This is a genomic window from Paracoccus sp. (in: a-proteobacteria) (assembly GCF_030538495.1).
Classification (GTDB): Bacteria; Pseudomonadota; Alphaproteobacteria; order Rhodobacterales; family Rhodobacteraceae; genus Paracoccus.
In genome coordinates this window covers 190,618-208,533 of sequence record NZ_JAUNTW010000005.1, presented here as the reverse complement: position 1 = coordinate 208,533, position 17,916 = coordinate 190,618, and the positions used below count along the sequence as shown (strand labels likewise).

General features: G+C 63.7%; 13 protein-coding genes. 5 read left to right on the top strand and 8 right to left on the bottom strand.

What is annotated here, in order from left to right; genetic code table 11:
* The coding region (locus Q4G20_RS06620; protein ID WP_303342624.1) for a M10 family metallopeptidase C-terminal domain-containing protein at window positions 1-2,446 on the top strand (2,446 nt) is incomplete at its 5' end.
* On the opposite strand, the gene queG is transcribed toward Q4G20_RS06620, so the two are convergent.
* The 6 genes from queG to Q4G20_RS06590 form a co-directional block, all read right to left on the bottom strand.
* Window positions 2,426-3,469: a tRNA epoxyqueuosine(34) reductase QueG gene (gene queG, locus Q4G20_RS06615; RefSeq protein ID WP_303342675.1), complete on the bottom strand. Its 1,044-nt coding sequence runs from the start codon at window positions 3,467-3,469 to the stop codon at window positions 2,426-2,428. The two genes, Q4G20_RS06620 and queG, sit on opposite strands and share 21 nt — an antisense overlap.
* Before the next feature lie 61 nt (window positions 3,470-3,530).
* Window positions 3,531-4,217 carry a glutathione S-transferase family protein gene (locus Q4G20_RS06610; RefSeq protein ID WP_303342623.1) on the bottom strand — a complete coding sequence of 229 codons (687 nt, stop codon included), beginning with the start codon at window positions 4,215-4,217 and terminating at the stop codon, window positions 3,531-3,533.
* 50 nt (window positions 4,218-4,267) lie between these two features.
* Entirely contained in the window at window positions 4,268-4,969 is a 702-nt protein-coding gene (mtgA, locus tag Q4G20_RS06605) for a monofunctional biosynthetic peptidoglycan transglycosylase (protein WP_303342622.1), read from the bottom strand.
* Window positions 4,970-5,018: 49 nt separating this feature from the next.
* Window positions 5,019-6,692: an iron ABC transporter permease gene (locus Q4G20_RS06600; protein ID WP_303342621.1), complete on the bottom strand. Its 1,674-nt coding sequence runs from the start codon at window positions 6,690-6,692 to the stop codon at window positions 5,019-5,021.
* 55 nt (window positions 6,693-6,747) lie between these two features.
* Window positions 6,748-7,698 (bottom strand): extracellular solute-binding protein, encoded by a 951-nt coding sequence (locus Q4G20_RS06595; RefSeq protein WP_303342620.1) that lies wholly within the window; start codon window positions 7,696-7,698, stop codon window positions 6,748-6,750.
* Window positions 7,699-7,708: 10 nt separating this feature from the next.
* Window positions 7,709-8,764, bottom strand: coding sequence for an ABC transporter ATP-binding protein (locus Q4G20_RS06590; protein WP_303342619.1), 1,056 nt, complete (start codon window positions 8,762-8,764; stop codon window positions 7,709-7,711).
* A 110-nt stretch (window positions 8,765-8,874) separates the two neighbouring features.
* Between Q4G20_RS06590 and gph the strand changes: the two genes are divergently transcribed.
* Window positions 8,875-9,546 (top strand): phosphoglycolate phosphatase, encoded by a 672-nt coding sequence (gene gph, locus Q4G20_RS06585; RefSeq protein ID WP_303342618.1) that lies wholly within the window; start codon window positions 8,875-8,877, stop codon window positions 9,544-9,546.
* Here the strand turns inward: gph and pcaF are convergent.
* A complete protein-coding gene (gene pcaF / locus Q4G20_RS06580) occupies window positions 9,513-10,715 on the bottom strand; it encodes a 3-oxoadipyl-CoA thiolase (RefSeq protein WP_303342617.1) in 1,203 nt (400 codons plus the stop codon). The genes gph and pcaF overlap by 34 nt on opposite strands.
* Window positions 10,712-12,673 carry a 3-hydroxyacyl-CoA dehydrogenase NAD-binding domain-containing protein gene (locus Q4G20_RS06575; RefSeq protein ID WP_303342616.1) on the bottom strand — a complete coding sequence of 654 codons (1,962 nt, stop codon included), beginning with the start codon at window positions 12,671-12,673 and terminating at the stop codon, window positions 10,712-10,714. Before Q4G20_RS06575 ends, pcaF begins: the two co-directional genes overlap by 4 nt.
* A 340-nt stretch (window positions 12,674-13,013) precedes the next feature.
* On the opposite strand from Q4G20_RS06575, the gene Q4G20_RS06570 reads away from it, so the two are divergent.
* From Q4G20_RS06570 to Q4G20_RS06560, 3 genes are read left to right on the top strand one after another with little or no spacing between them, the layout of a single operon-like run.
* Entirely contained in the window at window positions 13,014-15,701 is a 2,688-nt protein-coding gene (locus Q4G20_RS06570; RefSeq protein ID WP_303342615.1) for a hypothetical protein, read from the top strand.
* Window positions 15,698-16,444, top strand: coding sequence for an inositol monophosphatase family protein (locus Q4G20_RS06565; RefSeq protein ID WP_303342614.1), 747 nt, complete (start codon window positions 15,698-15,700; stop codon window positions 16,442-16,444). Before Q4G20_RS06570 ends, Q4G20_RS06565 begins: the two co-directional genes overlap by 4 nt.
* On the top strand, window positions 16,371-17,912 hold the full coding sequence (locus tag Q4G20_RS06560; RefSeq protein ID WP_303342613.1) for an N-acetylneuraminate synthase family protein: 1,542 nt from the start codon (window positions 16,371-16,373) through the stop codon (window positions 17,910-17,912). Before Q4G20_RS06565 ends, Q4G20_RS06560 begins: the two co-directional genes overlap by 74 nt.
* The last annotated feature ends 4 nt before the right edge of the window (window positions 17,913-17,916 follow it).

Here is a 17,916-nt window from a genome sequence, read left to right as displayed (position 1 = left end):
GGGGTCCAGTTCGCTGACGGTGTTCCGGCTGCATCGCGACGGCAGCCTGACCCCCACCGACCACATCATCGACGAACTCACCACGTTTTTCCGATCCACCCCCGCCATGGCCGTGCAGGAACTGGGCAACCACGCCTTTGTTTTCGTGGGCGGAAATGACAACGGAATCGGCGTGTTGACGGTGTTGGCTGATGGGCGCTTGCTGCATCTGACCAGCATCATCGACACAGACGACACCACGCTGGCCACCGTCAGCACCATCGACACCACCGTGATTGACGGCAAAATTCTGGCCTTCATCGCCAGCCAGACCGAACCGGGCGTGACGCAGTTTCTGTTTGACCCCGGCACGCTGGGTCAAAACCGGATCGGAGGCACTGGCACGATGCGGGGCAGCGCGGGCAATGATATTCTGATCGCAGGCCCCGACACCACCCGGATCGAAGGCGGCGGCGGCAACGATATTCTGGTCGCCGGAACACGACCGGTTGTGTTGGTGGGCGGGTCTGGAAACAACATCTATGTCCCCAGCTCGATCACCGGGCGCATCACGATCAGCGGATTTGACATCGCGCGCGACAGTCTGGACATGTCCTTTCTGGGCATGACGCGCAGCATCTGGCAACTGACCTTTCTGCCGCAAAGCTGGGGCGTGACGATCACATGGGGCCGCACGCTGCTGGACATCCGCACCCGCGACGGCAACACCTTGACCGCGCAGGATTTTTCGAACGCGATGTTTTCGGTGGGCCGGTATATGCCGCAGGCCCCCACCACAGCCGCAGCGATCCCCGAACGCCCCGCCCTGCCCCATACCGAACCCAAATGGCTGTTCGGCACCGACAAGGCCGAGGTGATTCTGGGTGCCTCTGGCCCCGAACATATCAACGCCATGGCGGGCAATGACACCATCAGCGCCGGCGCGGGCGACGATACCATCCATGCTGGCAATGGTCACGACGTCGTCCGCGCCGGATCGGGCGATGATCTGGTCTATGGCGGCAGCGGAAATGACAGCATCTGGGGCGGCGCGGGGGACGACACGCTGTGGGGCGACAGCGGCCATGACCTGATCTATGGCGAAACCGGAAACGACATTTTGTATGGAGGCGCGAATAATGACACATTATACGGTGGGTCTGGCCATGACCGGTTGTATGGCGAGATCGGCGACGACCGCCTGTTCGGCGGGTCCGGCAATGACAGCCTGTGGGGCGGGGCGGGGAATGACTACCTGCATGTCTCATCTGGCACCAACCAGTTGCGCGGCGAATTGGGCGACGACACGCTGATCGGCGGAACCGGGCGCGACCGGCTCTATGGCGGGGACGGCGATGACAGCCTCAGCGGCGGCGGGAACAAAGACCAACTCTGGGGCGGAGCCGGAAACGACATCTTGTTTGGTGGCACGGATAACGACACATTATACGGTGGATCGGGTCATGACCGGCTGTATGGCGGATCGGGCCATGACCGCCTGTTCGGCGGGTCCGGCAATGACAGCCTATGGGGCGGGTCGGGGAATGATTATCTGCATGTGGCATCCGGCACCAACCAACTGCGCGGTGAAACCGGCAACGACACCCTGATCGGCGGAACCGGGCGCGACCGGCTGTGGGGCGGAGACGGCCATGACAGCCTGCGCGGCGGCGGCAGTCATGACCAGCTCTGGGGTGGGGCCGGAAACGACATCTTGTTTGGTGACGCAGGCAACGACACATTATATGGTGGGTCAGGCGCGGACAGCCTCTATGGCGGCGCGGGTCACGATCACCTGTTCGGTGGGTCCGGCAATGACAGCCTGTGGGGCGGGTCCGGCAATGATTACCTGCATGTCCTGTCCGGCACCAACCAGCTGCGCGGCGATGCGGGCGACGACACCCTGATGGGCGGCACCGGGCGCGACCGGCTGTGGGGCGGCGACGGCCATGACAGCCTGCGCGGCGGCGGCGGCAATGACCTGCTCTGGGGCGGAGCCGGAAACGACCGGTTGTTTGGTGACGCAGGCAACGACACATTATATGGTGGGTCGGGCCGTGACCGGCTGTATGGCGGAACGGGCCATGACCACCTGCTCGGCGGGTCCGGCGATGACAGCCTGTTCGGCGGCGCAGGCAACGACATCCTGGTCGGGGGAACCGGCGCCGACACCCTGACCGGCGGCGCGGGGCGCGACATTTTCCGTTACTTGTCGGCCGGTGACAGCCGCGTCGCCACCCCTGATCTCATCACGGATTTCCAGCCCGATATCGACCTGCTGGACCTCAGCGCGTTGAACCTGCGCTATGTCGGCAAAGGCCGCCTGACCGGAGACCGCCCCGTCCGCTGGGCACATGTCGGGCAGGAAACGCATGTCATGGCCGATCTGGACGGCGACGGGCGCGCGGATTTTCTGATCCGCATGACCGGACGGCTGGGTCTGGATTCAGACGATTTCCTGATCTAGCCGCGCCACGGCCCATCCCGCCGCATCCGCCACAGTGGCATCGGGATCATCCAACAGCGCGACAGCAAACCCCCGCAACCCCCGATCCCCGGAATTTCCAATCGCATACAACACGTTACGGACAAATCGGTCCCGACCCACGCGCTTAATCGGGCTGCCCGAAAAGCGCGCGCGAAACGCCGCATCATCCAGCACCGCCAGTTCCGCCAGATGCGGCGCATCGACGATCCCGCGATACCGCATCTCTGACCCCGCCACGGCGAATTTGTTCCACGGACAGGCCGCCAGACAATCATCACAGCCATAGATGCGATTGCCCATCCGCGCCCGCAAGTCTTCATCCACCGGGCCATGATGTTCGATGGTCAAATACGAAATACACCGCCGCGCATCCAATTGATACGGCGCAGGAAAAGCCCCGGTCGGGCAGGCATCCAGACAGGCGCGGCACGACCCGCAATGCGACGCCTCGGGCGCATCCACCGGCAGGGGAAGGGTGGTGAAAATCGCGCCCAGAAAAAACCAACTGCCCAGATCGCGCGACAACAGATTGGTGTGCTTGCCCTGCCAGCCCAAACCCGCCGCCTGCGCCAAGGGCTTTTCCATCACCGGCGCGGTATCAACAAAAACCTTAATCTCATGGCCGGGATTCTGGTCCAGCAACCAGCGACCCAAACGCTTCAACCGTTTCTTCACAATATCATGGTAATCGCGGCCATGGGCGTACACGCTGATCGCGGCGCGGTCGGGCTGATCCAGAACCGCCACGGGGTCATGATCGGGCGTGTATAATTCGGCCAGCATGATGACCGATCGCGCATCCGGCCACAGCGCCGCCGGATCGCCGCGCCAATGGGTGCGCTCGGCCATCCAGCCCATTTGCCCCTGCCGCCCCGCATCCAGAAACGCCGCCAACCGCGCCGCCAGTTCCGGCACCGCATCAGGCCGCGTTACACCCATACCGGAAAACCCCTCGGCCCGGGCTTGGTCGCGCAACGCCTGCTTTATCTTCTGTGCGGAAATATCCTCTGGGGGTCCGGGGGGCGACGCGCCCCCGGCGCTATCCACGAACCCCGCCCCCCGTTCAGCCAAAATCCAGATCCGCGTAATGCGGCGCCGGGTGGATGCCGGGGATCTGGTCGGCCAGAACCGACCGAAAAGCCGGGCGCGATTTGATCGTCGCATACCAATCGCGCAGAATGTCGGACCGGTCCCAATCCACGTCGGAAATATAATCCAGACAGGAAAAATGCGCGGCGGCGGTGAAATCGGCCAGCGTCAGCGCATTTCCCGCCAGCCAGCGGCGCTGTTCCAGCAGCTGCGACAGATAGTCGATATGTTCCTTGATCGCGCGCAGCCCCTCTTTGACGATGCGGCTTTCGGGGTAACCGCTGCGCAGGATTTTCTTCCACACCCGTTCGCCCAGGATCGGCTGAGTCACCTCGGCGTTGAATTTGTCGTCAAACCACGCGCACAGCCGGCGCACTTCATAGCGTTCAGCCGCCGTCGCGGGCATCAAGGGCGGCGTGGGGACGGATTCGTCCAGAAATTCGATGATCGCCTGACTTTCGGCCAGCATCTGCCCGCGATAACGCAGCACCGGCAATTTGCCCGCCGGGTTGCGGCGCTTCAGATCGGGCGGGCCTTCCCAATAGCGTTCTTCGACCAGCTCGACCTCGATTTTCTTTTCGGCCAGAACCAGCCGCACCTTGCGGCAAAAGGGGGACAGGGCGGTGTGATACAGGCGCGTGGGCTGGGTCGTCGTCATCATGGGGCCGTTTCTTGGGGATGGGCTGTTGATAACGGCGCGGGGGCGCGCTTTCAACCATCCGTAAAGCAGGCGGCGCGGCCATCACGCGCGATTGTGGCGGCGCCGTCGGCAATGGCGCGGGACCGGTTGGTGGCGCGGGACACGCTGCGGGTTTTCGGCCCCGGCAGCACGGCGGCCAGACGCGCGGCCTGAACCGGGGTCAGGCGGTCGGGGGTGGTGTTGAAAAACTGCCGGGACGCGGCGTGGATGCCAAACACGCCGGGACCAAATTCGGCAATGTTCAGATAAACCTCAAGGATGCGGCGTTTGGACCATAACGCTTCGATCACCGGGGTCAGGGCGGTTTCCGCCGATTTGCGAAACCAATTGCGGCCCTGCCACAGAAACGCGTTTTTCGCGGTTTGCTGGGTGATGGTCGATGCGCCGCGCGATGACCCGGATTCGATGACCTTGCGAATCTCGGTCATGTCGAATCCCCAATGCAGGCAGAAATTCGCATCCTCGGCCGCGACGACGGACCGGCGCATGACGGGGGCGATGTCGTCCAGCACCACCCATTGCCGAGGGGCCAGCGGATGATCGCGCCGATCGGCAATCATCGTCCAGGTGATCGGCGGATTCACAAAGGCATAGAGACTGACCGACCCCACCACGACTAACACCACCCGCAGCATGACCCACCAGACCACGCGCAGCACCGCCCGCAGAGGCGCAGGACGATCAACAACAGCAGGGCGGCGACGGATGAACATAGCGCGGCTTTGTCACGGCGCGGCGCGTGGAGTCAATTGGGGATGGGCGCTATCCCGAAAACGCGCCCGCGCCGCGTCGGGCCAGCCAGATATTCACCGCCATCAGGATGGTTGCGGTCACGGTGATGGCGATCACGCTCATGGCCATGCCGGCCTGCACCGATCCCTGTTCGAATTGAGAAAAGACGAAGGTGCCGATGGTGCGCAGCCCCGCCGGGGCCAGCATGACCGAGGCCACCAATTCGCGTGACGCAATGGCAAAGACCAGCATCATGGCCGCAATCAGCGACGGTGCCATCAGCGGCAACAGAACATGGCGGATGGTCTGGCCTTGGGTCGCGCCGGACACGCGGGCGGCGTCATCCAGGCTGATCCCGATCTGACGCAGCCTCGCCACGGCATAGCGGATCGGAAAGGGCAGCAAAATCGCGGTATAGGCGACCAGCAAAATCCCCGCCGTGCCATACAGCGTCACCGGCAGGAACGGGCTGTTCCAGGCCAGAATTATGCCGACGGCCAGCACGATGGACGGAATCGCATTAGGCAGGATCGACAGCGCATCCATCACCTGACGCCCGCGCCCCGTGCCGCGCACCACGATCACCGCGACCATGGCGCCGATCAGCCCAGCCAGCCCCGCCGTCATCAGCGCCAGCCAGCCCGAGTTCTGCAAGGCCTGCATCGCGCGACTGCCCGACGCCAGAATCTGATCGTAGTGGCGCAGCGACATATTCGACAGCGACACCCCGCCCGATATGGTCCCCATCAGCGACGTCAGCAGAATCGCGGCCAGCGGGATGATGACCCCGATCAGCGCGACCAGCGTAAACAGCGCCAGAACCGGCACCCGCCACAGGCCCAGTTCGATTTTATCCACCGGGGCAGGTTTGCCGCTTTGCGCGATATAGGATCGCCGCGTGGCGATCCAGTTTTGCAGAAAAAACGCGGCCAAGGCCAAACACATCAGGATGAGCGACCCCAATGCCGCGCCTGATAAATCAATAGGATAATCTGACAGGCGGGTGTAAATGCCGGTGACCAGCACCTCGAACCCGGTGCGGGCGGCAAGGGCGGCGGGGGTGCCGAATTCCTCGATCGACATGGCGAAGACGATCAGCAGGCTGGCGGCAATCGCCGGGATGGCCAAGGGCAGCGTGATCAGGAAAAACGCCTGCACCGGCCCCGCGCCCGACACCCGCGCGGCCATGGCAAAGCGGCTGCCCACCACCTCTAACGCGCGGGATACGGCGAAATAGACCAGCGGAAACAGGTTCAGCACCATCACAAAGGCCACGCCGCCAAAGCTGAACAGCAGCCATCCCAGATCAAAACCCAGCAGCTGAAACAGATAGCCGCGCGGTTGCAGCATCATGATCCAGGCCGTTGCGGCGATAAAGGGCGGGATCAGGAACGGGATCAGAAACACCACATCCCAGACCCGCGCGCCCGGCACACGAAACAGCCCGCGCAGAACGCCAATCGGGCCGCCAATCAGCAGCGATCCTACCATGACGCAGGCCGATAACATCAGGCTGTTCTGTGTCTGCTGCATCAGCCGCGCGTTTTGGGTGAACACATCCAGCCGCGAAAAGGCACCGGCCAAAGATCCGCGGGTGAATTCCGGAAACACGGCCTGCAACAGAATAAACGCCACCGGCACCGCGACCAAAATCAGGATCGACAGAGCCGCCGCCACGCTGAGCAGGTTCGACATGCGCAACATCAATGTTCATCCCGTAAGAGGCGCGCGGCAGGGCAGCCGCCGCGCGCAATGGGTGTCAGCGGCCCGTCACCTGATTGAACCGGGCGATGATGTCATCGCGGCGGGCGGATGCGGCGGCTTCGTCCACGGCGATGATGTTCAGCGTGTCAATGCCGGGGCGCAGGCCCTCAACATCGGTGCGCGCGGGCATCAGATAGGTTTCGGCCACCAGTGCCTGTCCTGCATCCGACAGCACGAAATCGACAAAGGCGCGCGCCTGATCGGGCATGTCCGTGGACGCCAGAATCATCATCGGACGCGGCGCAATCACGGTGCCGCTGGCGGGGACGATCACCTCGATCGTTTCACCGGCCGCAGCCTGCGCATAGGAAATGTAATCAACCGCACCAAAGACCACAGCCGCCGCCCCTTGCAGCACCGGGTTCAGCGCCGCCGCATTCGGGCCGGGAACGATCATGCCGTTATCCGACAGCGCCGAGAGCAGCGTCCAAGCATCTTCGCCCATCGACGATTCCAGCCCGACGACCAGATCAAAGGCGGCACCCGATTGCGCCGGATCGGGCATGGTGACCAGATCGCGGTAATCCGCTCCGGTCAGGTCGGACCATTCGGACGGGCGCGGCGTGCCGGATTGCGTGTTCCACACCATAGCAAGCGCGGAAATCCCCTGCGCGACATAGTTTCCGGTCTTCAGATCATCCGGCACGTTTTCCGCATGCGGTGATACATAATCCAGCAACAGCCCGCGCGCGGCCATATCAACCGCCGATCCCCAGCTGGCCGATACGACGACATCGGCCTGCGGGTTGGCCTGTTCAGCTTCCAGCCGGGCCATGACCTGACCTGTGGTGCCTTGGAACACCTCGACCCGGGTGCCGGTTTCGGCCTCGAACGCGGCGGCCAATGCATCGGCCAGACCACCCGGCCCGGCGGTGTAAAAGGTCAGCGTATCGGCATAGGCGGCATGGCCCAGCAGCATGGCGGTGACGGTGATCGTGCGCAGCATAGAGGTATCCTTAGTCATCATGGGGTTGTGTTGGAAAAACGCGGATTAGGTCGGGGCTCAGCGTAACCGGCAGCGCCGCCCCGGCGGGCATCGGGCGATCCGACAGACAGATCAGCCCTCCGCCCCCCGGCGCGCGCAGATGCAGAACATAGCGGTCGCCCTGAAACTGACAGCGATCAACGACCGTCTGCGCATCCGCCGCCCCGGTTGCGGGCCGGACCGCGCGGCGCGGGATCAGCAGATGCGCGGGGCCATCCTCGGCCTGAACGGCCATGTCCACGCCCTGCCCCTGAAACCGCCCGCCCCGCACCTGCCCGTCAAGAATGGTCCCGATATTCAGAAACCGCGCCACGGCCAGACTGGCGGGCCGGTCAAAGATCGCCTGAGGGGTGTCAATCTGCGCAATGCGCCCGTCCAGCATCACCGCGACGCGGTCGGCGATTGTGAACGCCTCGGACTGGTCATGCGTCACATAGAGCGCCGACAACCCCAATTCCCGCAGCAACGCGCCAATGTCCAAGGCCAGCGTTTCGCGCAATTCGCGATCCAGATTGGACAGCGGTTCGTCAAACAGCACCAGCGGCGGGCGCGCCACAACCGCCCGCGCCAAGGCGACCCGCTGTTGCTGGCCGCCTGATAAGGTGCCGGGAAACCGCCCCGCCAGATGATCCAGCCCCACCAGACGCAGCGCATCCGCCGCCGCGTCATGGCGCGCCGCCCGCGCCGTCCCGCGCATTCGCAGCGGAAAGCCCACATTGTCCATCACGGTCATATGCGGCCACAGGGCATAATCCTGAAACACCATGCCCAGACCGCGGGCCTCGGGCGGGGTGCTGTGGCTGTGATCCGCGACTGTTTTCCCGCCGATAATGACGCGCCCCGAACTGGGGGCCAGCAACCCCGCCACAATCCGCAACAGCGTGGTTTTGCCACAGCCCGACGGCCCCAGCAGCGCAATCACCTGCCCCTGCGCCAGCGTCAGATCAACGCCCGCCAGAACCTGCTTTCCATCAAAAGCGCGGCCAAGACCCTGAGTTTGAACGGCGAAATCATTTGGTTGTTCCATGACGTGCCGCATATCAGGCGCAGGTGACGGTTCGATGACGGCGGGACGATCCGTGACGCTTGACCTGCGCGCAAGCCTTGCGTCAAGTGCGGGGCAAAGGGGGACAGCCCATGAACATCATATTCGATCTTGACGGCACGTTGATTGACAGCGCGCCCGATATTCATGCGACGGCGAATGTCGTGATGGCGGCGCAGGGGTTGGGGCCGTTGGATTTGGCCACGGTGCGCGGCTTTATCGGGCGGGGGGTGCCGCATTTGGTCGATTGTCTGCTGGCCGCGCATGGGATTCGGGACAGCGCGCGTCACGCCGATATGGTTGCCGATTTCGGGCGGCATTACGACGCGGCGGTGCATCAAACGGTGGTGTTTGATGGCGTGCAGGGTGCGTTAGAGGCGCTGCGTGGGCAGGGTGCTATGCTGGCGATTTGCACGAATAAACCGCTGTCTCCGGCGCGGTCGGTGCTGCGGCATCTGGGGTTGCTGGATTATTTCGCGGTCGTCATTGGCGGCGATTCCTGTGCGCAGCGCAAACCGCATCCGGCCCCGCTCTGGGCGGCGCGGGATGGCTGCCCTCCGGGACCGGCGCTGTTTGTCGGCGACAGCGATGTGGACGCGGACTGTGCCGCCTCGGCTGGGGTGCCGTTTGTGTTTTACACCGGCGGATATTGCCACAGCGCGCCGCAGGATGTGACCGCCGCCGCGCGGTTTGGCGATTTTGCCGACCTGCCGGGGATTATTGCCGCGCTTCAGGCGCGTTCCAGCAGCAGCGCCCCGCCCTGACCCACGCCGACGCACATCGCGACCAAGCCATAGCGCCCGCCCCCCCGCGCCAGTTCCAATGCCGCGCTGCCCGCGATGCGCGCGCCGGACATGCCCAGCGGATGCCCCAGCGCAATCGCCCCGCCATTGGGGTTGATGCGCGGGTCGTCATCGGCCAGCCCCAGCCCGCGCGTGACGGCCAAGGCCTGGGCGGCAAAGGCCTCGTTCAGTTCAATCACGGCCATATCGGCCAGCGTCAGCCCGGTTTGCGCCAGCAATTTCTGGATCGCGGGGACGGGACCGTAGCCCATGACGCGCGGGGCCACCCCGGCGGATGTCGCGGCGACCACGCGGGCCAGCGGCGTCAGCCCCTGCGCCTGTGCCGCGGTGCGGCTGGCGACGATCAGCGCCGCCGCCCCGTCATTCACGCCGCTGGCATTGCCTGCCGTGATCGACCCATCAGGCCGGGTGATCGGGCGCAGCGCGGCCAGATCGGTGATGCTGGTCAGGCGCGGGTGTTCGTCGCGATCCACGATGGCGGTTTTCCCGCGCCCCAGCGGCACGGTGACCGGAACGATTTCCGCGCCCAACCGCCCGGATGCCTGCGCGGCGGCGGCCAATTCCTGCGACCGCTGGGCGAAGGCGTCCTGATCGGCGCGGCTGATCGCATGTTCATCGGCCAGATTCTGCGCCGTTTCGGGCATGGATTCGGTGCCATAGGCGGCGGCCATTTTCGGGTTGATGAACCGCCAGCCGATGGTTGTGTCGTAAACCTGTGGCTCACGCGCCCATGCCGCGCCGGGTTTGGGCATGACAAAGGGCGCGCGGGTCATGCTTTCGACCCCGCCCGCAATGGTCAGCGTCATATCGCCCGCCCGGATGGCGCGCGCGGCGGCGGCGACTGATTCCAACCCCGATCCGCACAGCCGGTTCACCGTCACCCCCGGCACGCTGTCGGGCAGCCCCGCCAGCAGCGCGGCCATGCGGGCGATGTTGCGGTTATCTTCGCCCGCCTGATTGGCGCAGCCCAGCCAGATGTCGTCAATCGCCGCAGGGTTCAGGCCGGGATTGCGCGCCAGCAATTCGGCCAGCGGAATGGCGGCCAGATCATCGGTGCGCACCGTGGCCAGCCCCCCGCCATAGCGTCCAATCGGCGTGCGGATGTAATCGCAGATAAAGGCGTCGGTCACAGCGTCCCCCCATTCATCAATTCAACGGCCGCGCCCCATGTCACCGGGTCGTCATCGGCATAGCTGTTGATCCGCGCGCGCAAGGCCGCGATCCCCGCGCGCGTGGCATAGTGCATCGGCCCGCCCCGCCAGCGGGGAAAGCCGTAGCCGTGGATCATCACCAGATCAATCTCGGCCGGGGTTTCGGCGATGCCTTCGGACAGGATGGCCAGCCCCTCGGCCGTCATGGCGTCGATGGCGCGGGTGGTGATTTGGTCGTCGGTGTAATCATGGCGCGCGATCCCGGCGGCGTGGCTGGCATCCGCCACCATCTGATCAATCAGCGGCGACCGCGTTTGCCCGCCGTCATAATCATACCACCCGGCGGCGGTTTTGCGCCCCAGCCGCCCCGATTCCACGATCTGATCGGCCACGGGGACATAGCGGATGCCGGGCCGGTTCACCCAATCCAGCCGCTTGCGGTTGGCATAGGCGATGTCGAGGCCGGACAGATCCTGCACCTCATACGGACCCATGGCCAGCCCCCAATTCCGCAGGGCCGTGTCCACCTGCGCGGGCCATGCGCCGGTCAGCAGCATCACATCGCAGACCTGACGGTATCGAGTCAAAATGCGGTTGCCGATGAACCCGTCGCACACCCCGGCCCGCACCGGGATTTTGCCCAACCGTCCCGCCAGACGCAGCGCAATCGCCAGCGTGTCGGAGGTGGTGTGGGGGGTGCGGATCACCTCGGTCAGTTTCATGATATGGGCGGGGCTGAAAAAATGCAGGCCCAGCACGCGGCCCGGATCGGGCAGGCCATTGGCCAGTTCGGTCGGGTTCAGAAAGGACGTGTTCGTGGCCAGCACCGCCCCCGGCAGCGCCTGCGACAGCGCGGCGAAAACGGCGCGTTTCGTGGCCATATCTTCGGTCACGGATTCGATGGCGATGTCGGCGCGCAGGTTGGCATAGCCGGTCTGGATGTGAAACAACGCGGCCTGATCGGCGGCGGCGCGGTCCGGCGTGGTTTTGCCGCGTTTGACCGCATCCGCATAGAGCCGCGCGATTGCCTGACGCGCCCGCGTGATGCCCGCATCATTGCGGCAGATCACCGTGACATGCACGCCGATCTGCGCCAGGGCATAGGCAATGCCCGCACCCATCTGCCCCGCGCCCACGACGACCGCGCGGGTGATGTCGGGCGCATCAACGCGGCCCTGCGCAATCGCTGTGCGTTCGGCGAAAAACACATGCCGCAGCGCCGCCGCCTGATCGCTGTTTTTCAGCGCAATGAACGCCGCGCGTTCCTGCGCCAGCCCTTGTTCCAGCGAACATTCCGCCGATGCCGCGACCAGATCAATGGCGCGACCCGGCGCGGTCTGGCGGGCGCTGCGTTTGGCGGCCTGCGCGCGGGCGGCGGTGATGGCGGCGGGGTCGGGGGTGGCGCGGTCCGCACGGTCCGGCAAATCCACGGTGCAGGCCCGCGCCACCGGGTCGTCTGCTACCGCATCGACCAGCCCCAGTTCCGCCGCGCTGTCCGCGCCGATCACGCGGCCCGTGGCAATCAGATCAACCGCCGCCGCGATGCCTATTAACCGAGGCAGCCGCTGCGTCCCGCCCGCGCCGGGGATCAGTCCAAGGCTGACTGCCGGCAGGCCCAGCCGGGCCGTGGGGGCGGCCACACGCGCGCGACAGGCCAGTGCCAGTTCCAGCCCGCCGCCCAGTGCCGCGCCGTTGATCGCGGCGACGACCGGCACCGGATGCGCGGCGATGCGCGCCACCAGATCGGGCAGCGACGGGACCGCGTCATCATCGCCCGCATCGTCAAATCCCCCGGCCAGAACCACGCGGCCCACATCGCCCAGCCCCTCCAGCACCGCCATCAGCGCCGCACGCCCCGGCGCTGCGGCCAGCGTCACGTCTCCGGCGATCACCGCCGCGCCCTGTTCCACGCTGACGCGCAGGTTCACATCTGACATCACACCGCCCCCTGATTGGCCAAGCGCAGGCTTTAGCGGGTTCCGGCAACGCTGAACAGCCATCCCGGCGCGCTGCCGTCACGGAACCGTCATCGTGCGGTTTTTATTCTTGCCCCGCACATCGCAGACCGGTATTAACGCCGCGTTAATAAATATTGTGTAAATGTTTCCAGAGATCATGGCGGATCAGCAAACGGGACCGCACCGTCCCAGCCAAGCCCCGCAGGAAATGAGGCCGAAACAGCGCAGAACGCGCGGGCAGCCGGTCTTGCGCACATCATCAAAGGAAACCCGCGTGTCGTTCCCCGCTAAGGCCAAAAAAAACCAAAAGCCAACCATCATGCAAATGGTCGCAACGCGCTACGCCGAGGCGGGTGCTTTGGCCACCATCGGGTCCAGCATCCGCTATATCGGGCGGGCGGCGTTTGGGTCGTCGGACCGGCCTAGGCCCGCTGCAAAAAAGCGCGGCGCGAAAAAAACCACCGCGACATCATCGGGCAGCCTGACGGAACAGGCCAAGGCCGCCGAAAAACGCGGCGACTGGCGGGCGGCCGCCTTGCTGTGGCAGCGCGAAATCTGCAAAGACGCCCTGCCCCATATCCGCATGGCGCAGGCCGTGGCTGCCATGGGTGATGCTCCACGCGCCGATGCCATTCTTGACCGCGCCATGGCGCAGATGCCGCAAAATTATCTGCTGGCCGATGCCCATTGCCGCGCGGCGCTGACAACCAAACGCTGGCCCGAAGCGGTGCGCCGCTGGCATATGCTGGATGCGGCTGACTGGGTGATCGACCCCGCCCTGATGCCGCAGGTGGTGGACGCGATGCTGAACACCGGCAACACCGTGGACGCCGCCGGGATCGTGGCGCAACTGCGCAGCATCGCGCCCGATAGCAGCCCGACCCTGCGCGTGGCAGCCTTGCTGGCCGAGGCGCGGGGCGACTGGACGGGTGCCGCGCAGTTCTGGCTGGACCGCGCTGCCGTCACCGACGGCGCGACCCAGCAGACCAGCAATGACAAAGCCGTCCGCGCCTTGGTCGCCGGTCAGGATATGGCGGCGGCGCAGGATCGCGTCGAAACCCTGATCGAACAACATCCGAAATCCGCGAAATATGCCCGCCTTCATGCCGAATTGTCGATCCTGCAAGGGGATTGGGCCGGGGCGCTGAGCCGCTGGCATCGGGTGCAGGATCTGGTGCCCGCGCAATCTGCCGCCCTGCCCGCCGCATGGGTGCATCGCATCGGCGTGGCCGACGCCACCCGTCAGACCCATGCCCTGACCGACCCGCATTTGCGCGCCACCGGTATGCTGTCACTGGCCGCCGTGATGCAGCCCGTGGACGAAGTCGCAGCCCTGCTGATCGCCCGCAAGGCGCGCCGCCATTATGCCACCGATGTTCAGGCCATGGTCGCGCAGGTTCTGGCCACCAATACCCGCCACAGCGCCGCGATCTGGTGGCTGAAGCGGCTGATCACCCAATCGGACGCTCCGCGCCCTTATTATCCGCAACTGTTTGAATCGCTGTTGGAAAGCTCTCGGCTGGATGAATGCGAACAGCTGCTGGATGGGTATGAACGCGATTATGGGCAGGACACGGCATGGCTGCGCGCGTGGCTGGAAATCCATTACCGGCGCAGCAATTTCGTGGCCCTGCAAAGCCTGATGGCCACGGCGACCGCCAAAAAACGGCCCGCAGCGCCCGGCACGGTGCGCGTCACCCGCTGGATTTACGACCTGATCCGCATGCATCCGACGCCCGACAGCTTTTTCCCGGCGCAGCTGAACCCGCTGATTTTGAACACGGCGCGGACCTATGACGGCGCGTTCCTGACCAGTTCGCTGGGCATGTTGCTGAACCCGGCCCAAGGCGACGCAGTCGCCCGCAGCTATGCCGACCAGCTTGCGCGCGCGACCACGACCGGCACCGAACTGGACCCGGTTCTGCGCGAAGAGATGTTGCAGATGTTCATGCGCCGCCGCGACTGGGCGCAGGTGGATGCGGTTCTGGCGCTGCCCCTGCCCGATCAGATCACCCGCGACACCGCGAAAAAGATCTGGAACATCGTCCGCACCATGATTGATCTGCGTCTGGGTCAGGCCGATGTCGCGCAGGCCGAGGCGATCGCCGTGCAGTTTCTGGACCAGCTGGCGCAAGCCGATCTGGACGATGTGATGGTGTCGCTGATGTCGGGGCTGCTGCTGCGGTTGCCGGTCTCGGTGGCGATTGTGGACCGGCTGCATGGCGCCACGCTGCGTCTGGGCTTTGATCAGATGGCGCAGCGGCTGGCCGACTGGCGCGATGCCTATGCCGGGATTGACGCCGCCGCCGCGCATCCTCGGGCTGACCGCAAGCGGTGCTTTATCGTGGGCAACGCGCCATCCATTGCCACGCTGCCGCTGCACGCATTGGCGGGCGAAGATATTTTCTGTGTCAATCGCGGGATGCGCGCTTTGGATGTGGGGCTGCCGCAGCCGAAATATCTGGTTGTGGCCGATCCGCTGGTGTACAAAAGCCATGCGGCGGAAATCGACCGCGACGGCGCGTCGGTGGAACAGTTCTTTGTCGCGTCAAACTGCCTGTGGCGTCAGAAACCCACGGTTCCGGCCATCCCGCTGGGCAGTTCCGGGCTGAAGATGGCGCTTGCGCCGTTCCGTCACGCCCCGTTGCACCTGCATCGCGGCGAAACGGTGGTCATCATGGCCGCGCAGATCGCGCATCTGATGGGGTATAAAGAAATCGTGATCATCGGCGTTGATCTGGACTATTCCGGGCCGGTGACCCATTTCTATGGCGGCGGGCGCAAGGAAACCGAACGCCTGTCCAATTTCCGCCCCGGAGGATCTGGCACCGAATTGGTGAATCTGTCGTTCCAAAACCTGCAAAAAGCGGTCGAGGCCGATGGCTGCCGCCTGATGAACGCCGCACCGGGCGGTCGTCTGGACAGTCTGGAGCGGGTGGATTTTTACGACCTGCTTGGGTTAGACAAGCCGGAATTGGAACCGGACCATCAGAAAGCCACGGAATGACTGACCTTTTCCCGACGGACCGCCTGCCCTCTCTGGACCAGACCCGCGCGCTGATGCATGGGTTGATGGCGCTGATTACCGACAATATGGCGGCGATTCAGGCCAAACGCTATGACATCACGCTGAAGCCGGATAACAGCCCCGTCACCGCGGCCGATATCCTGATCGAGGGGTTAATCCGCGATTATCTGACCACGCACATCCCCGATATTACCTTTGCGGGCGAAGAAAGTTTCGGCGACGATACCAAACTGACCAGCACCGGATATTACGCCATTCTGGACCCCATCGACGGGACCGAGAATTTCTGTTCCGGGCTGAAAGAATGGGGCGTGTCTTTTACGCTGTGGCATGGCGAAACGCATTTGGGCAGCCTGCTGTTTATGCCGGAATTGCGCGAATATCTGATGACCGGCGATGAATTGACGCCCATTCAGTCGCGTATTCGCGGGTTTTCGTCATCCATGTGCGACGAAATTCTGCAAGGCATGGCCGAAACGCAGGAAAGCCGCCTGATGGGCTGTGCGGTGTATAATCTCTATAACGTCGTGCGTGGCGCCTTTGCCCGCTTTACCAATCCACGCGGTGCCTATTCTTGGGATTTGTTGCCCGGTCTGATGCTGGCACTGGAACATAAATGTGACATCGAAGTTGAAGGAAAACCCTATCATGGAGAATTTCTCGCGCCAGGTCGCAAATATCGCGTCGACATTCGGCACCGATACGATCTTCATTCTGGGTAAAGGGGCGTCGATTGACCGCATCAACCCGGCCATTTTCGCCAATGCTTTGGTAATCGGCCTGAATGATGCGGAACGGATCGCGCCCTGCGATATTTCGATTTTCCATGACGACTGGGTGCATGATGCGTTGCAGGCCAGCGGCTGGCGGTCGCGCTTGTATATTACCTCGACCGAATTGTCGGGGTCGCATATTCATGTGATCAAAAGCGATTATGTGCCGGGGTCTCAGGAAGGCACCGATATGATGATGGGTCGGCTGGTCTGCGACGAGCCGGGTCAGGATTTCGTGATCGAAGATATTCTGTTCCTGTCGGCCCTGCGTCTGGCGCGTCTGATCGCTCAGCAACGCGGACGCCGTCAAACCGTCTATATGGTCGGCTTTGATTTTGCGGCGGACAAAGGATATGCCCACGCGATCGACCACGATTTTGCACCGGCCCATAAAAACGAACGGCATGACCGGTTTACGCCGCAGGAATATTACTTCGTCAACACGCTGTATATGCTGCGCGACAGTGAAATCGATGTGCAGCATGTCGGCGACCGGGCGTTTTCGTCGCTGACGCCCGAAGAACTGGGCGCGCGCTTTTTGCCGCGTGTGGCGCATGACGCGGCCCAATCGCCGGATCGCGTGCTGATTACCGCCGAATTGACCACGAACCACTTTGGCGACCGGCACCGGCTGGAACGCATGGTGCGCGCCGCAAGCGCCGCAGGTGCCGATTTTATCAAGGTGCAGAAACGCGATATCGAAACCTTTTATTCGCAGGAACAGCTTGACAGTAAATATGTCTCGCCTTTTGGGAAGACGTTCCGCGATTATCGCCGCCAGCTTGAACTCAGCCAGGATGACTTTGAATATCTGGATCGTCTGTGCAAAGATTTGGGCATCCGCTGGTTTGCGTCAGTTCTGGATGAACCGTCATTCCATTTCATGCAGCAATTCCAGCCCGATCTGGTGAAACTGCCGTCCACGATTTCGGAACATACCGAATATCTGGCGCATGTGGCGCAGAATTACCGGGGCGGGATTGTTCTATCAACCGGCATGACCGATACAGCCTATGAAAACTGGGTGCTGGAAACCTTCACGAATTGCGACCGGCTGTATCTGATGCAGTGCAATTCGGCCTATCCCACGCCGCTGCATGATTGCGATATTGGCGTGATCCGTCATTACCGCGACCTGTCCAAAGACCATCCTCATATCGTTCCGGCCTATTCCAGCCATGATTTCGGCGCGACCGCATCTAAACTGGCCGTGGCCGCAGGCGCGAAAATGGTGGAAAAGCATGTCAAACTGGGCAACACCGAATGGGCGCATTTTGACGCGGTCGCTTTGGATTTGACCACGCGCGAATTCGCCGATTACGTCGCCGCCATCCGCGAAGCCGAAGTGATTATCGGGTCCGAGGAAAAAAAGGTGAACGACAGCGAACACCACAAATATTTCCGCAGCGCGACGTGAGGAT

Coding starts and splice junctions, on each gene's coding strand:
- Q4G20_RS06590 (WP_303342619.1), bottom strand. CDS start 8,764: ATGGAACAACCAAATGATTTCGCCGTTCAAACTCAGGGTCTTGGCCGC.
- Q4G20_RS06565 (WP_303342614.1), top strand. CDS start 15,698: ATGACTGACCTTTTCCCGACGGACCGCCTGCCCTCTCTGGACCAGACC.
- Q4G20_RS06570 (WP_303342615.1), top strand. CDS start 13,014: ATGCAAATGGTCGCAACGCGCTACGCCGAGGCGGGTGCTTTGGCCACC.
- Q4G20_RS06600 (WP_303342621.1), bottom strand. CDS start 6,692: ATGTTGCGCATGTCGAACCTGCTCAGCGTGGCGGCGGCTCTGTCGATC.
- gph (WP_303342618.1), top strand. CDS start 8,875: ATGAACATCATATTCGATCTTGACGGCACGTTGATTGACAGCGCGCCC.
- Q4G20_RS06595 (WP_303342620.1), bottom strand. CDS start 7,698: ATGCTGCGCACGATCACCGTCACCGCCATGCTGCTGGGCCATGCCGCC.
- mtgA (WP_303342622.1), bottom strand. CDS start 4,969: ATGTTCATCCGTCGCCGCCCTGCTGTTGTTGATCGTCCTGCGCCTCTG.
- Q4G20_RS06610 (WP_303342623.1), bottom strand. CDS start 4,217: ATGATGACGACGACCCAGCCCACGCGCCTGTATCACACCGCCCTGTCC.
- Q4G20_RS06560 (WP_303342613.1), top strand. CDS start 16,371: ATGGAGAATTTCTCGCGCCAGGTCGCAAATATCGCGTCGACATTCGGC.
- Q4G20_RS06575 (WP_303342616.1), bottom strand. CDS start 12,673: ATGTCAGATGTGAACCTGCGCGTCAGCGTGGAACAGGGCGCGGCGGTG.